The sequence below is a fragment of the Neorhizobium sp. NPDC001467 genome (genome assembly GCF_050275975.1).
Taxonomy (GTDB): Bacteria; Pseudomonadota; Alphaproteobacteria; order Rhizobiales; family Rhizobiaceae; genus Neorhizobium.
The window spans coordinates 23387-39353 of sequence record NZ_JBNNPS010000001.1; the positions used below are offsets into that span (position 1 = coordinate 23387).

Sequence of the window (15967 nt, forward strand, 5' to 3'; positions counted from 1 at the left end):
CCTACCGTTCCAGAATGTTTGAGGCGCGTGAAAATCAGGTTAATTTGGCGGTGGATGCTGGTGCGATACGTTAGCCATGGCCGGCACCAGCTTCGGCTCGGGCCGGCGTGCAGGCGGCGTCAATGGAACCGGACGCCAATCCGGTGAACGTCTGCTGCCAAAGCTGGGTCGAGATGATGCCGACAAAGGCGGCATTGTCGCGAAAGCCGGCCGCCGGCTTCATCTCGCATTTGCGGGCAAGCATCGCGACCGCCTTCGGATCGAACAGGCCGCCCTTCGCAATGGCGGCCTCATCGAGCGCGGCCTTCACATAGCCTGTCAGTCCCTGTTCTGACGGAGCAAGCCCCGATGGAGCAAGGAAGGCGGCGCTGTCGGGGGCGCGATAGGGCTGTTTCGGTCGTTCGGCCACTGCGGGCGGCAGGAGATCGCGGGCGACGCGGCGCAGGATATGCTTTTCCTCAAGCCCCTTGAGCTTGAGGCCGGGGGGCAGACTGTTGGCGAATTCGACAAGCCGGTAGTCGAGGAACGGGAAACGGCCCTCTATGCCATGCGCCATCGCCATTCGGTCGCCCTGGCTCGAGAGGATATAGCCCGGCAGCAGGAACCGCATTTCCAGATATTGCGCTTGGTTGAGGACATGCCAGCGTGAAAAATCGGCAGGCAGACACGCTGCCAGTTCCTCTGCCGCGTCGTAACCCGCCAGCTGTTCCTTCAGGGCGGCGGAAAAGAATATCTTGGCAGCGCCAGTATTGCGCAGGCGCGGGCGCAGCGCGAACAAGGGGTCGTCGAGCGCATCTTTCGTCGTGCCGAAGAAGGACGAAAGATAACCGCCCGATTGCTGTTGCAGGCCGGGCAGGTAGGGATAGAGTTTCTTGAACAGATGCGGGCGCATGGTCGAGCCCGGCTGGCGGGCGCAGAACCGACGGACCTTTGCTTCCTTGAAGATGTCGTAGCCGGCGAACACCTCGTCGGCGCCTTCACCGGTCAGCACGACCTTCATGCCCCGGGCGCGCACGAGACCAGAAAGCCGGTAAAGCGGGGCGGGCGCGGTGCGAATGATCGGCCGTTCGGTAAAGCGGATCACGTCCTTGAAACTCCCGGCGATCTCGGCTGGTCCGCAGGCAACAGCGTTATGGCGGGTCCCGAGTGCCGCGGCGACCGCCGTCTGGTGCCGGCTTTCATCGTGTTCGGCGCTGTCAAAGGTGACGGAAAACGTGTTGAGCCCGCCCGGCGCCATCGGCGCAGCGATTGCCGTGATCAGCGAACTGTCCAGCCCGCCGGACAGATAGGCGCCGACCGGAACGTCGGCGCGCATGCGAAGCCGTGTCGCGTCGGTCAGCAGCGCATGCAGCGCTTCCGCCGCTGCGTCCGCGTCCATGTCGGTATGATCGCCGGCATCGGGAAATTGCGGCTGCCAATAGGGGCGGATATCGACCCGCCCGTCTTCGACGACGATGCGGCTTGCCGGTTCCAGTTCGAAAATGTCGCGAAACGCGGTCCGCGGCGCAATCGGTGCCCAGAGCGTGAAAATCTGGTCGAGCGCGAAGGGATCGAGTTCGGCAACGATGCCCGGTGCCTCAAGCAGGGCCTTGACCTCCGAGCCGAAATAGAAGGTGCCGTTGCGCTGCGCATAAAACAGCGGGCGAACGCCCATGCGGTCGCGGGCGAGCAGCATGCGGCGGCGGCGCGCGTCCCAGATGGCGAAGGCGAAATCGCCATTGAGATGCGCCAGGCAATCGTCGCCGTGGAGCCGGTAGAGATGCAGGATGACTTCCGTGTCGCTGCCGGAGCGCAGGCGGTGGCCGTCGGCCTTCAGCGCGTCGCCAAGTTCGACATAATTGTAGATCTCGCCGTTGAAGACGATCGTCAGATCGTCGTCTCCCTCGCGCAGCGCCATCGGCTGCTGGCCATCGCCAAGCCCGACGATCGACAGGCGGACATGGGCAAGACCGAGACCGGCGCCGGCATGGATGCCGCGTTCATCCGGGCCGCGATGGGCGATCGCGTCTGCCATCGCCGCCAGCAGTGCCGGCGCTTGCTCGCGCGGCACGCCGTCCCCCAGAAAGCCTGCAAATCCGCACATCGCCATCACCCCGATAGAGGAGCGTATCCAAACAGGTCCGGCTGGAAAACCTGTTAACGCCGGTGCTTCGCCTTTCGAAGACGCAAGATGGGGTTACTCTTTCGTTAAGTCCTGACCATGGACAGGATGACCGTCGGCCAGAGTTCCGACACGGTGGGATGGATCGGTACGGCCCAGCGCAGGCTGTCATAGGGTGCGGCCTCATTCATCATGTCGAGCACGCCGTGGATCGCCTCGTCGCCGCCGGTTCCGAGAATCGAGGCCCCGAGGATCTGGCGTGTGTCGGCATCGGCGATGATCTTCATGAAGCCTTGCGTCTCGCCCTTTTCGATGGCGCGCCCGACGCGGCTCATGGGACGGGTGCCGACAAGGATGTTCCTGCCGCTTTCGCGGGCCTGCTTTTCCGTCCACCCGACACGGCCGAGCGGCGGGTCGATGTAAAGCGCGTAACCGGGAACGCGGTCCGACAGTTTGCGGTTCTCGCCATCGAGCAGGTTGGCGGCGACGATCTCGAAATCATTGTAGGCGGTGTGGGTGAAGGCGCCGCGGCCGTTGCAATCGCCCAGCGCCCAGATGCCTTCGACGCTGGTGGAGAGATCGTCATTGACGGTGATGTAACCGCGCGCGTCGGTGTCGACGCCCGCCTTGTCGAGACCGAGATCGTCGGTATTGGGACGGCGGCCGACGGCAAGCAGCACATCCGAGCCGATCACCTCCGGCTCACCCTGCGTGCAACTGACGCCGACCGAAACGCCATCGTCATGTCTGGCGAAACGGATACACTCGGCATCGGTACGGATTTCGATGCCCTCCGCTTCCAGGATCTGTCGCACCGCATCGGACACATCCTCGTCCTCGCGGGCAAGGAGCCGCGGCCCTTTTTCGACCACGGTCACCCGGGCGCCGAACCGGCGGTAGATCTGCGCGAATTCCAGCCCGATATAGCTGCCACCGACCACGACCAGATGGTCCGGCACGCGTTCCAGCATCACGACGGACGTATTGGTGAGGTAGGGCACGTCGTTGATGCCCGGAAAATCGGGAATGGTTGCGCGTCCGCCAACATTCAGAAAGATTTTTGGTGCGGTCAGCAGCGCATCGCCGACGCGCACCGTGTTGCTGCTTTCCAGCCGCGCATGCCCTTCGATGAAGGTGCAGCGCTCCATGTTGCACAGCCATGTCTCGTTGTTGTTGCGGGCGTTGAGTGTCACCTGATGCGAGCGTTGTTTTACCCTGGGCATGTCGATGGCGATATCGTCGCCGAGCACGACGCCATATTCCGCACCGCGTCGGGCGAGATGCGCGGCATAGGCGCTCGCCACCAGCGCCTTGGTCGGCATGCAGCCGGTGTTGACGCAGGTGCCGCCGACATGCTTGCGCTCGATGATCGCAACGCTTTGCCCGGCCGCGGTGAGGCGGCCCGCCAGCGACGGCCCGGCCTGCCCGGTGCCGATGATGATGGCGTCGAAGGATTGCATCATGGGGTCACGACGCCTGCCGGGAGCGCGGCGATGATCAGATAGGCGGCGATGATGGCAATCGCATCTTCGACCAGAGCCGCCGGCGGATCGCGGTGGAAGCCGATCGCCAGCCGGGTGCGCAGGGCCGCGCCGCCATAGGTGCCGATGGCCGCGCCGATGATGCCGGCAATCAGCCCGCCGATCCAGACACCGCTGCCGGCGCCGATGACCGCACCGGCGAGCGCGCCCATGACGAGCCGGGCACCGAATTGCGGCGCAACCTTGCGGCTCGGTGTCGAGGGCAACTGATCGGTGATGAGTTCACCGATGGCAAGGACGGTGAAGATGCCGACGGCCCAGGCCGAGGCCATGAAGGAAAGCCAGGTGGCCGAAAGATCGAGCCAGCCGAGATAGGCGGCCCAGCTTACGGCGGCGGGCGCGGTCAGGGCCCTCAGAGCCGCCACTACACCGATGAGAAGTGCAAGTAGATATATCATGACCCCGTTCCCCCTTGGACGCCAACGCGCCCCGTATTGACGAATAAGCGTTGTGCCAGAGGCCCGGCCGCCAAACTCTCGCGTCCCCATCGCGGGATCAGGCCGCAAACCCGCACCGCATGCCTAAAGGCGACGCCGGCAATCGGATCGCCGACCCGGATGCGCCTGTTTCGTATAGTGTGCGCCCGCGTTCGAACGGAAGATAAGCACGGTTCCGCTTCGCGCGGAAGCTGTATTTTTCTAAGCGTATTGCGGCGATTTTTTCGCGCCGTGGTGACAATTGCCCCGTCTTGCTTAGAATAACCCGGCACTGAGTGCGGGAGGAGGAGCCCGGGCTTTCTTGAAAACACGTTTCGTCCCGTTGGCCGCTGGTCTGGCGGCTTTGGCACTGGCGCTGATCGTGCATGGCGGCACGGTTGCCGGCCGCAGTTACATGCGCGATGCATCAGAGCAGGCCGGCACGACACTGCGCCTCGCCGTCTCGGCACTCGACGGGCATCTGCGCCGCTACGAGGCCTTGCCTGCCTTGATCGCCGACCATGAGGATGTCGAGGCGCTGATCGTTGACCCGGCCAATCCGGGTCTGCGCGATGCTACCAATCTTTACCTGAAAGAGATCAATACGCTTCTGAAATCCTCGGACATCTATGTCATGACCATGGACGGCAAAACCATCGCCGCCAGCAATTTCGACAGCGATACCAGTTTCGTTGGCGAGAATTTCAGCTACCGTCCCTATTTTCAGGAGGCGGCGGCCGGACGACAGTCGCGCTTTTATGCCCTCGGCACCACGTCGGCCAAACGCGGCTATTACTTTTCGTCACCCATCGAGATCGGCGGCACGATTTTTGGAGTCATCGTCTTCAAGGTGGATATCGACGGTATCGAGGCATCCTGGGGTGACGGCGACAGCCGTATCGTGGTCTCCGATCCGCAGGGCATCATCTTCATGACCGGCACGCCGCACTGGCTCTATAGCAGCTTTCTGCCGCTGACGCCGGAGCGGCTGGCTGATACAAAAGCCTCGCGTCGTTATTCCGATGCCGTGTTGCGCGAACTACCGGTTCAGCGAACCAAAGATGGCGAGCATGACATGCTGTCGCTTGCGGAGGAGGGGGCGACCAAGGAATTTCTCGCGGTATCGCAAGGCATGCCCGAAGCCGGGTGGACCGTATCGGTGCTGATGGATACCGCCTCGGTGAGGGCACAAGCACGCAATTCGACCATCGTCGCCGTCCTGCTCGTCTGCCTTGCCTTTCTCGGTGGCGCCATTCTGGTGCAGCGGCGCATGCGGCTGGCCGAGCGCATCAAGCTGCAGGCGGAGGCGCAGGAAAATCTGGAGCGGCGGGTGGCAGAACGCACCGCCGATCTCGCCCGCGTCAATGGTCAGATCAAGCAGGAAATCGCCGAACGTCGGCTGACCGAACGCCGCTTGCGACGCACCCAGGCGGATCTCATCCAGGCCGGCAAACTGGCGGGGCTGGGGCAGATGTCCGCCGCCCTTTCGCATGAGTTCAACCAGCCGCTTGCGGCAACAAAAACCTATGCGGACAGTGCCATGCTGCTGATCGAACGCGGGCGGCCGGGCGAGGCCAGCGACAATCTGAAGCGCATCTCGGCGCTGATCGACCGCATGGCCTCGATCAGCCGCCACCTGCGCAATTTTGCCCGCAAGCCGGAGGAAAAGCTGTCCGTTGTGTCCTTCGATGACGTGATGCGCGATACGCTGGAAATCGTCGATGCACGTCTGCGTGCCGCCGATGCGACGCTGATGATCGAGATGGACACGCCGCCGCCCGTCGTGCTGGCTGGCGCCGTGCGGCTGCAGCAGGTGCTGGTCAACATCATCACCAATGCCGCCGATGCCATCAAGGGATTGGAAAATCGGCGCATCACCGTTGCCTCTGCCCGCAGCGATGACGGGCGGGTGTTGATCACCGTGCGCGATCTTGGTCCGGGCGTGCCGGCTGCCATTCGCGAGCGCATCTTTGATCCCTTCTACACCACCAAGGGCGTCGGCAAGGGGCTGGGGCTTGGCCTGTCGATCTCCTACAATATCGTCAAGGATTTTGGCGGCAGCCTCAGCGTCACCGACCACCCGGAAGGCGGCGCGGTGTTTGCCATCGATCTGACCTCGGCCGAGGCCGCCATCGGGAGGGCCGCTGAATGAGCGAGCAGCGCGTGCTTCTGATCGATGACGAGGAAGAGTTGCGGCGCTCCACCAGCCAGGCGCTGGAACTGGCAGGCCTCAATGTGCAGACCTTTTCCAATGCCGATCATGTGCTGGAACTGACCGGGTTCAGTTTCGACGGCATCGTGGTGAGCGATATCCGCATGCCGGGGCTGGATGGCATGACGCTGCTGCACCGGATCCGCGAACTGGATGCAGAGATTCCGGTCATTCTCGTCACCGGCCACGGCGATGTGCAACTGGCGGTGAAGGCGATGCGGGAAGGGGCGTATGACTTTCTCGAAAAACCCTTCACCATCCAGCATCTGGCCGGCATTATCCGCCGCGCGCTCGACCGGCGTGCGCTGGTGCTGGAAAACCGCCGTCTGAAGGCGGTGGCCGGCAAGCGCGACGACCTCGAAACCCGGCTGCCGGGACGCACCCAGGCCATGGTCGATCTGCGCTATGCCATACGCGCCATCGGCGCCACGGATGCCGATACGCTGGTGATCGGCGCGACGGGCGCGGGCAAGGAAGTAGTGGCACGCGCCCTGCACGATGTCAGCCCGCGCGCCAACCGCCCGTTTGTTGCCATCAATTGCGCGGCCTTGCCGGAAAATTTGATCGAAAGCGAGCTGTTCGGGCACGAACCGGGCGCGTTTCCCGGCGCGCTCCGCCCGCGTTACGGCAAATTCGAGCATGGCCGGGGAGGGACGATCCTGCTCGACGAGATCGGCTCCATGCCCTTCGACCTTCAGGCGAAACTTCTGCGGGTCTTGCAGGAGCGGGTCATCAATCGGCTCGGTTCCAACGAGACGGTGGAACTCGACGTGCGTTTCATTGCGACGAGCAAGGTCGATCTGGAAGCGGAAGTGCTGGCCGGACGTTTCCGCGCCGATCTTCTCTACCGGCTGAATGTTGCCACCGTGCATGTGCCCTCCTTGAGAGAAAGACGTGCCGATATCCCGCTGCTTTTCCTGCAGCTGGTGCGGGAGGCGGCGGCGCGGTATGGCCGCGAGGATCAGTCGATTTCGCACGAGCTGCTGACCACCGTCGCGCAACGCGACTGGCCGGGCAATGTGCGCGAACTCCGCAATGCCGCAGATAGGCTGGTGCTCGGGCTGGACCTCAATCCGGGTGATGCTTCGAGCGCTGCGAAATTGCCGGACGGACGGCTTGCGGAAAAGGTGGCGGCGTTTGAGCGCACCGTGATTGCCGATGCCATCGCAGCGCATGGGGGAGCCTTGCGGCCGGTCTATGAACAGCTCGGCATCTCCCGCAAGACGCTTTACGAGAAGATGCAGCGTCATGGGCTGGACAAGAAATTGCTAAGTGCTGACCACGTCTATGTGGGCGAGGCGGATGGCTGATCGGCTGCGTTTTCGAAAAGGCAGTCCGATGGGTGGAAACATACTCACCGGATGATTGTCATGGGTGGATTTCCACACATTTGCCGCTTCGTATTCGGGAAAAAACCGGCACATGCAAAGCGCCTGATTGCGCGCCGCCCCGAGGCTGCGGACAGATAAAACATTCGGACGAAGCGGGAGGAGCCGTGGCCGTCCGGTCAAGTTTATCTGGGAGGATAACAATGAAAATCCTGAATACGATTCTTGGCGCGGCGGCGTTTGCCGCTGCGGGTGTCATGGCAACGGCTGCCTTCGCGCAAACCTATCCGACACGCTCGATCACCATGGTCGTGCCGTTCGCGGCCGGCGGCCCGACCGATACGGTTGCGCGTCTTGTCGCCGAATCCATGTCGAAAGATCTCGGCCAGCAGATCATCGTCGAAAATGTCGGTGGCGCCGGTGGCACGCTCGGTGCCGGTCGTGTCGCCAATGCGGATGCGGATGGCTATACCGTGCTTCTGCATCATATCGGCATGGCCACCAGCGCCACGCTTTACCGCAAACTGCCCTATGACACGCTGAACGCCTTCGATTATGTCGGCCTCGTCACCGATGTGCCGATGACGGTGGTTGCCCGCAAGGATCTCGACGTCAAGGATTTCAAGGGTCTGGTGGAATATGCCAAGGCCAATAGCGACAAGGTGACGGTGGCCAATGCCGGTATCGGCGCTGCCTCGCATCTGTGCGGCATGCTGTTCATGTCGGCGATCGAGACACCGCTCGTCACCGTGCCTTACAAGGGCACCGGCCCTGCCATGACCGATCTCCTGGGCGGTCAGGTCGATATCATGTGCGACCAGACCACCAACACCACCAAGCAGATCCAGGGCGGCACGATCAAGGCCTATGCCGTAACCTCGCCGGAGCGCCTTGCGATCTTCAAGGATCTGCCCACGGTTGCCGAAGAAGGCATGCCGGCCATGCAGGTGGGTATCTGGCACGGCATCTACACGCCGAAGGGCACGCCGGCGGAAGCCAACGAGCGCCTCTCCAAGGCTTTGCAGGTAGCCTTGAAGGATCCGAACATCGCCACCCGTTTCGCCGAACTTGGCACGCTGCCTTCGCCGGAAGCAGATGGCACGCCGTCGGCGCTGAAGGCGAAGCTTGAAAGTGAAATCGCCCGTTGGGAACCGGTCATCAAGGCCGCGGGACAATACGCGGACTGACAGGTTCGCCAGTCGGTCCCTTGCCTCTAATGGGTTTTGGATTGCCCCTCACCCGGTGAGCACTGTGTGCTCACCGCCTCTCCCCGTAAAGCGGGGAGAGGGACGTGCCAGACCAGCCCTTAGAGGTTAAGGCGGGACGGTGCCACCTCTCCCATCTCCCCACGAGTGGGGGGCGCAGGACCGGACGGGGCAAGCGACCCATCCCCGGTGGGTGCCGGCAGACGAACGAGGGGTGGATTTCCGCACACGGCTAACCAAGGCGGACGATCAAAAAACCACCCGATCCACACGCATCGGAGACACCATGAACTCCCTGAAATTCGATAGAACCAATCTCATCTGCGGGCTGATCTTCGTCGGTCTTGGCATCTTTTTCGCCCTGCAGTCACTCGATCTGGAACTCGGCACGGCGTTTCGCATGGGGCCGGGTTATTTCCCGTTCATTCTGGCCTTGGCGCTCATCCTGTTCGGCGGCATCATTCTCCTGCAGTCGCTGCGTGTGGTTCACGAGGCGATCAGCGGCATTGCCTGGCGCGGCATGCTCTTCATCCTCGCGGCTCCCATCCTGTTCGGCATCACCGTGCGGGGACTGGGTTTTGCACCATCGCTGTTCATCTGCGCCTTCGTGGCCTGCTTTGCCTCGACCCGCATGAAGCCGCCTGCCGCTGTTGCCCTGTCTGCGGCCGTCACGGTGTTCTCGGTCCTGGTCTTCACCTATGGCCTCGGCCTGCCTTTCCGCATTTTCGGCCCCTGGCTGAGCTATTAGGATCAGCGCCACATGGAACTTTTTGACAATCTCGCGCTCGGTTTTTCCACTGCAAGCTCAATCGAAAACCTGTTCTTCTGCCTCATCGGCGTGCTGCTCGGGACGCTGATCGGGGTCTTGCCCGGCATCGGCGCCACCGCCACCATCGCCATGCTCCTGCCGATCACCTTCCAGCTGGAGCCGGTCTCCTCGCTGATCATGCTGGCCGGCATCTATTACGGCGCACAATATGGCGGTTCCACCACCGCCATTCTCATTAACATGCCGGGCGAATCCTCTTCGGCCGTCACCGCCATCGACGGCTACCAGATGGCGCGCAAGGGCAGGGCGGGTGCAGCACTTGCCATCGCCGCCATCGGTTCCTTCTTCGCCGGCACGGTGTCGACTTTCCTTGTCGCCGTATTTGCACCGCCGCTCACAGACGTGGCGCTGCAATTCGGCGCCGCCGAATATTTCTCGCTGATGGTGGTCGGGCTTGTCTCCTCGATCGCGCTTGCGCACGGCTCGGTCGTCAAGGCGCTGGCCATGGTGTCGCTCGGCCTGTTGCTTGGCCTCGTCGGCACCGACATCTATTCCGGAACGCCGCGCTTCACGCTGGGCATCCGGGAATATTCCGACGGCCTCAATTTCGTCGCCGTCGCCGTCGGGATCTTCGGTATCGCGGAAATCCTGCGCAATCTCGAAAACGAAAGCACCCGCTCGGTGCTGATGTCCAAGGTCAGCGGACTGATGCCGAGCCGCGAGGATTTCCGGGCGATGATCGCGCCGGTTCTGCGCGGTACCGCTGTCGGCTCACTTCTTGGCATCCTGCCGGGCGGCGGTGCCGTGCTTGCGGCCTTTGCCTCCTATACGATCGAAAAGAAGGTCTCGAAAAATCCGGAGGAATTCGGCCAGGGCGCGATTGCCGGTGTGGCTGGACCCGAAAGCGCCAACAATGCCGGCGCCCAGACCTCGTTCATTCCGCTTTTGACCCTCGGCATTCCGGCCAATCCGGTCATGGCGCTGATGATCGGCGCAATGATCATTCAGGGCATCGTACCCGGCCCGAATGTCGCGACCGAACAGCCGGCTCTGTTCTGGGGCATCATCGCCTCGATGTGGATCGGCAACCTGATGCTGGTCATTCTCAACCTGCCGCTGATCGGGCTTTGGGTGAAGCTTCTGACCATCCCCTATTACGTGCTCTTCCCGATCATCATGGCCTTCTGCTCGATCGGCGTCTACAGCGTCAATTCCAACGTCTACGACCTCTATGCCGTCGCGTTTTTCGGCTTTATCGGTTACGTGCTGGTGAAACTGCGTTGCGAGCCGGCGCCACTGCTTCTGGGCTTCGTGCTGGGGCCGTTGCTGGAGGAAAATCTCAGACGTGCGATGATCCTGTCGCGCGGCGATGCGACCACCTTCGTCACCCGCCCGATCAGCGCCGGCCTGCTGTTCATCGCGGCTGCGGTTCTGGTCATCGTCTTCCTGCCGAGCGTCAAGGCCAAGCGCGAAGTGGTGTTCCAGGAAGAGGATTGAGGATTAGCAGGCCGCCGAGAAGGCCGAAAACCCCTCCGATGCATCCTCGGGCTTGTCCCGAGGATCTGCAACGGCATGATGTCGGTGAGGTGGTTAGATCCTCAGCACAGGGCCGAGGATGACGACAATATCGAACGGCAGCGTCATCAAAGGCAACCGGACCGGGGTTCCCCGATCCGGTTTTCACGCGTCTTCGAGCCTCTGCACATGCTGCAATTCCTCAGCCGTCACCGGTCCCGCAATGCGCCGCAGCAGCAATTGTCCCATAAGCAGACCGGCCTGCGTCAGGTCCTCGTAGATCGTTTCGATCCTCGGACGGATCTGGTCGAACAGGCCCGACGTCTGTTTGGCGACGAAATCGACTTCGCGGCCCGGCAGAAGACCTCGGTCGTAGCAGGCGGCCATGATCGCCATCGCCACAACCTCGCCACCACAGACAAAACCGTCCGGCGGCGAGGGGCCGCGCAGGCGCGCGTCGAAATGCCGGCGGATCGCATCGGATTTGCTGTCGAGCGTCACCCCCTCCGCAATCTCGAAATCGACGCCTTCCTCGCGCACGGCGGCCATGAAGCCGTGGCGCATGTGATGCGCGAAGGTGAAGGTCTCGGGCGGCAGCACGATCGCCAGCTTGGTACAGCCGGATGCGATCAGTTTCTTGGCCGCGCGGTAGGCAAAGGCGAAATTGTCGTAATCGACGAAGGGATGCGGTGTCGCCAGTTCCGTGCGGCCGTGACAGATGAACGGAAAGTCGTTCTGCATCAGAAGTTTCACCCGGTCGTCCATCGGCTGGGTACGGGTAAAGATGATGCCATCGGCGAGCCGGTTGCGCAGGATATGGCTTACCGGCTCGATCTGCGGACTGTCGGAAAAATGCGGCGAAATGACGAGGTGGTAGGGCGTGCCGCGCAATGCCGATGTCAGGCCGTTGATCATCGAGGTCGCGTAGCCGAGAATTTCCTCGTGCGGGTCAAGGATCAGGCTGATGACATTGGTGCGACCGGTGCGCAGGCGCTGGGCCGCACGGTCCGGCAGGTAGCCGATCTCGGCGGCGACCTGCGCCACGCGCTGCCGGGTTTCCAGCGCGATCTGCGGTGCGCCGGCAAGCGCCCGCGAAACGGTGGTCACCGCCAGTCCGGTGATCTGCGCGATGGTCCGCAATGTCGGCTTGAGTGCCGCCGTCCTCAACGGCGTCACAGTCGTCACGGGCGCCGGCAGGTTGGCGGGCGTGGATAGCCATGCAGGCTCCCCCGCCTTGCCGGCATGCGCAGCCCTCTTGCCGCGTCGCGCACGGCGCTCGTCGAGATCGTCCGGCGACATCTGTCATCCTCCTCCATGTCGCGCGCAGGCCGGGGTCCGCGCGACATCGTGAAAACGTTGCAAAAGCCGAGGGATATTTCAAGTTCCGATTTCGGCCTCCTACCGTTATCCTTATCTTTCAATTGTTTAGGTCGAAAGCCGTGAGCCTTGACAAAGTGCTGAATGCGGGTTGACACCCACCGGGGTTGTATCGTTATAAATCTGCATGTCCGGAGAGGAGACCGGATTTGAGGGAGAGAGATCATGAACATGCGTAACTTCGCCAGCCTCGCTGCTGGCGCTGCATTGATTGCATTGGCTGCCGGTTCGGCAAAGGCTGCCGAAGAGGTCGAAGTCCTGCATTGGTGGACCGCAGGCGGTGAAGCCGCAGCGCTCAACGTCTTGAAGGAAAACCTCGCCAAGGAAGGCGTTTCCTGGAAGGATATGCCGGTTGCCGGCGGTTCCGGCGTTCAGGCCATGACCGCGCTTCGTGCCCGCGTCACCTCAGGTGATGCACCGACCGCCGTGCAGATGCTCGGCTTCGATATCCGCGACTGGGCCGAACAGGGCGTTGTCGGCAATCTCGACGAGCTGGCTGAAAAGCAGGGTTGGGCGAAGGTCATCCCGGAAGCGCTGCAGGCGTTTTCCAAATATGACGATCACTGGATCGCTGCCCCGGTCAACGTGCACTCCACCAATTGGCTGTGGCTCAACAAGGCTGCTTTCGACAAGGCAGGCGGCAAAGAGCCCCAGAACATCGACGAACTGATCGCGCTGCTCGACAAGTTCAAGGAACAGGGCCTGACGCCGATCGCCCATGGCGGCCAGCCATGGCAGGATGCCACCATGTGGGAATCCGTCGTTCTTTCGACCGGCGGCATGGATTTCTACAAGAAGGCGGTCATCGACCTCGACCCGGCTGCTCTTTCGGGCGATCAGATGAAGAAGGTGTTCGACACGATGTCGAAGCTGCGTACCTATTTCGACCCGAATTTCTCCGGTCGCGACTGGAACCTCTCGACGGCACTCGTCATCGAAGGCAAGGCCGGCGCCCAGCAGATGGGCGATTGGTCGAAGGGCGAATGGCTGCGCGCCAACAAGAAGCCGGGCACCGATTTCGTGTGCATGCGCTTCCCCGGCACGCAGGGCAACGTGCTCTTCAACGCCGACCAGTTCGTGATGTTCGATGTGGGTGACGACAAGCGCGACGCGCAGATGAAGCTGGCATCCGCTGTCGAGGATCCGGCCTTCCAGATCGCCTTCAACACCGTCAAGGGTTCCGTCCCGGCCCGCACCGACGTGCCCGGCGACCAGTTCGACGATTGCGGCAAGAAGGGCATCAAGGATGTCGCCGAAGCCGCAAAGGCCGGCACGCTGGTCGGTTCGCTGGCACATGGTTACGCCCAGCCCGGCGCCGTCAAGGAAGCGATCTTTGACGTCGTGACCCAGCATCTGAACGGCCAGATCGATACGGCTGCGGCCTTGAAGCGTCTGCCGGAAGCGGTTGCCGCCGCCAAGTGATTGGCGGGTTAGGGCGAGGTCTGTCCCTCACCCTAACCCTCTCTCCCCCCGTGCGGGGAGTGGGGACTTGCCACACTGGTCGGTCAGCAAAGAAGGACGTCCCGACGCCTTTCAGGCTCGATTGAGACGAGGACGATGCCACATCTCCCTTCTCCCCGTCAGAACGGGGAGGAGGTGCCGACAGGCGGATGAAGGGCTTTTGCCGCGACCATCAACGCAACCCATCATCCCGACAACCTGCCGAGACTATCCGATATCCGCCGGAGATCATCATGACCACAATCGAACCGGTCCCCGCCGTGGTGCCAGAACCGCCGCGCCGCTCTTTCGCGGATGGGCTGCGCGGGTGGCTGCCGAAACTCGTGCTGGCGCCGTCCTTTGCGGTGATCCTGCTGTTCGTCTATGGTTTCATTCTGTGGACGGTCTATCTCTCCTTCACCAATTCGCGCATCCTGCCGGTCTACAAGCTGGTCGGTTTCGATGCCTATGTGCGCCTGTGGTCGCAACCGAACTGGTATATGGCGATCAAGAACCTCGCCATTTTCGGTGTGCTTTATATCGGCATCTGCATTTCCATCGGTCTTGGCCTTGCCATTCTGATGGACCAGCGCATCCGCGCCGAAGGCGTTTTGCGGCCGATCTTTCTTTATCCGATGGCGCTGTCCTTCGTGGTCACGGGGACTGCCTGGAAATGGTTTCTGAACCCCGGCCTCGGCATTGAAAACACCATGCACAATCTCGGCTGGGAAAGTTTCAAATTCGACTGGCTGGTGAACCCGGACATGGCGATCTATACCGTCGTCATTGCCGGTGTCTGGCAGGCGTCCGGTTTCGTCATGGCGATGTTCCTTGCCGGCCTGCGCGGCATCGACGGCGAGATCATCAAGGCCGCGCAAATCGATGGTGCGCCGCTCACCAAGATCTATCGCCGCATCATCATCCCGATGTTGCGACCGGTTTTCCTCTCGGCCTTCATCGTGCTCGCGCATATGGCGATCAAGTCCTATGACCTCGTCATCGCGCTCACCGGCGGCGGCCCCGGCAATGCCACCGAACTGCCCTCGACCTTCATGTATTCCTACACCTTCACACGCAGCCAGATGGCTGTCGGTTCGGCCAGTGCGGTGATGATGCTCATGGGGATCACGGCGATCATCGTGCCCTATCTCTATTCGGAACTCAGGGAGAAACGTTGATGAGCGGCGCTGTCCATGAAACCGTCAGCGGCGGCTCGGCAAAAACCGCCCGCCTGGTGATCTATGGCCTGCTGCTTTTGCTCGCCGCCATCTATCTTCTGCCGCTTTATGTGATGCTGACCACATCGCTCAAATCGCTCGACGAGATCCGCGGCGGCGACATGCTGTCTCTGCCGTCCTCGCCGTCGATCGCGGCATGGACCAAGGCATGGGGCGAAGCCTGCATCGGCGTCACCTGCACCGGCATCAAGGGCTATTTCTGGAACTCCATAAAAATGGTGGTTCCGGCGGTGATCATTTCGACACTGCTCGGCGCGCTCAACGGCTACGTGCTGACCAAGTGGCGCTTTCCGGGCCACAAGATCGTTTTCGGCATGATGCTGTTTGCCTGCTTCATCCCGTTTCAGACGGTCTTGATCCCGATGGCGCGCATGCTCGGCATGATGGGCATCGCCAACACCACGACCGGCCTCGTCTTCGTGCACGTGATCTACGGGTTGGGCTTCACCACGCTGTTCTTCCGAAACTATTACGAGGCGTTTCCGGACGAACTGATCAAGGCGGCGATGATGGATGGTGCCGGTTTCTTCCGCATCTTCTGGCGCATCCTTCTGCCGACCTCGGGGCCGATCATCGTCGTCACCGTCATCTACCAGTTCACCAATATCTGGAACGACTTCCTGTTCGGCGTGTCCTTCTCGTCCGGCGGTTCCTCGCCGATGACGGTGGCGCTCAACAACCTCGTTGCCTCCTCCACCGGCGTGAAGGAATACAATGTCGACATGGCCGCCGCCGTCTTCGCGGCACTTCCGACGCTGTTCGTCTACATCGTCGCCGGACGCTATTTCGTGCGCGGTCTGATGGCCGGCGCAGTCAAAGGCTAAA

The 15967-nt window shown here is 62.1% G+C and carries 12 protein-coding genes; 8 read left to right on the forward strand and 4 right to left on the reverse strand.

Annotated elements, in window-relative coordinates:
- Positions 1 to 70: 70 nt before the first annotated feature.
- From asnB to ACQKKX_RS00145, 3 genes are all read right to left on the reverse strand, one after another.
- Entirely contained in the window at positions 71 to 2083 is a 2013-nt protein-coding gene (asnB, locus tag ACQKKX_RS00135; protein ID WP_427567659.1) for an asparagine synthase (glutamine-hydrolyzing), read from the reverse strand.
- Positions 2084 to 2187: 104 nt separating this feature from the next.
- The gene (locus ACQKKX_RS00140) at positions 2188 to 3564 is read right to left on the reverse strand and encodes an FAD-containing oxidoreductase (protein WP_427567661.1); all 1377 of its coding nucleotides are present in this window, start codon (positions 3562 to 3564) and stop codon (positions 2188 to 2190) included.
- Positions 3561 to 4040: a DUF4126 domain-containing protein gene (locus tag ACQKKX_RS00145; protein WP_427567663.1), complete on the reverse strand. Its 480-nt coding sequence runs from the start codon at positions 4038 to 4040 to the stop codon at positions 3561 to 3563. Before ACQKKX_RS00145 ends, ACQKKX_RS00140 begins: the two co-directional genes overlap by 4 nt.
- 340 nt (positions 4041 to 4380) lie before the next feature.
- Here ACQKKX_RS00145 and ACQKKX_RS00150 point away from each other — a divergent pair, with 340 nt between their 5' ends.
- From ACQKKX_RS00150 to ACQKKX_RS00170, 5 genes are all read left to right on the forward strand, one after another.
- Positions 4381 to 6210 carry a sensor histidine kinase gene (locus ACQKKX_RS00150; protein WP_427567665.1) on the forward strand — a complete coding sequence of 610 codons (1830 nt, stop codon included), beginning with the start codon at positions 4381 to 4383 and terminating at the stop codon, positions 6208 to 6210.
- Positions 6207 to 7580, forward strand: coding sequence for a sigma-54-dependent transcriptional regulator (locus ACQKKX_RS00155; protein WP_427567667.1), 1374 nt, complete (start codon positions 6207 to 6209; stop codon positions 7578 to 7580). Before ACQKKX_RS00150 ends, ACQKKX_RS00155 begins: the two co-directional genes overlap by 4 nt.
- Before the next feature lie 221 nt (positions 7581 to 7801).
- Positions 7802 to 8785 (forward strand): tripartite tricarboxylate transporter substrate-binding protein, encoded by a 984-nt coding sequence (locus tag ACQKKX_RS00160; protein WP_427567669.1) that lies wholly within the window; start codon positions 7802 to 7804, stop codon positions 8783 to 8785.
- Positions 8786 to 9089: 304 nt separating this feature from the next.
- Positions 9090 to 9551 (forward strand): tripartite tricarboxylate transporter TctB family protein, encoded by a 462-nt coding sequence (locus ACQKKX_RS00165; RefSeq protein ID WP_427567671.1) that lies wholly within the window; start codon positions 9090 to 9092, stop codon positions 9549 to 9551.
- 12 nt (positions 9552 to 9563) lie between these two features.
- Positions 9564 to 11069: a tripartite tricarboxylate transporter permease gene (locus tag ACQKKX_RS00170; RefSeq protein ID WP_427567673.1), complete on the forward strand. Its 1506-nt coding sequence runs from the start codon at positions 9564 to 9566 to the stop codon at positions 11067 to 11069.
- Positions 11070 to 11252: 183 nt separating this feature from the next.
- Here the strand turns inward: ACQKKX_RS00170 and ACQKKX_RS00175 are convergent, their stop codons facing one another.
- Positions 11253 to 12386 (reverse strand): LacI family transcriptional regulator, encoded by a 1134-nt coding sequence (locus ACQKKX_RS00175; RefSeq protein WP_427567675.1) that lies wholly within the window; start codon positions 12384 to 12386, stop codon positions 11253 to 11255.
- A gap of 249 nt (positions 12387 to 12635) precedes the next feature.
- On the opposite strand from ACQKKX_RS00175, the gene ACQKKX_RS00180 reads away from it, so the two are divergent.
- The 3 genes from ACQKKX_RS00180 to ACQKKX_RS00190 all read left to right on the forward strand — a co-directional run bounded on the left by ACQKKX_RS00180 (position 12636) and on the right by ACQKKX_RS00190 (position 15966).
- On the forward strand, positions 12636 to 13886 hold the full coding sequence (locus ACQKKX_RS00180) for an ABC transporter substrate-binding protein (protein ID WP_427569298.1): 1251 nt from the start codon (positions 12636 to 12638) through the stop codon (positions 13884 to 13886).
- A 272-nt stretch (positions 13887 to 14158) separates the two neighbouring features.
- Positions 14159 to 15082: a carbohydrate ABC transporter permease gene (locus ACQKKX_RS00185; RefSeq protein WP_427567677.1), complete on the forward strand. Its 924-nt coding sequence runs from the start codon at positions 14159 to 14161 to the stop codon at positions 15080 to 15082.
- Entirely contained in the window at positions 15082 to 15966 is an 885-nt protein-coding gene (locus ACQKKX_RS00190; RefSeq protein ID WP_427567679.1) for a carbohydrate ABC transporter permease, read from the forward strand. The genes ACQKKX_RS00185 and ACQKKX_RS00190 overlap by 1 nt, the downstream gene beginning before the upstream one ends.
- Position 15967: the final 1 nt, after the last annotated feature.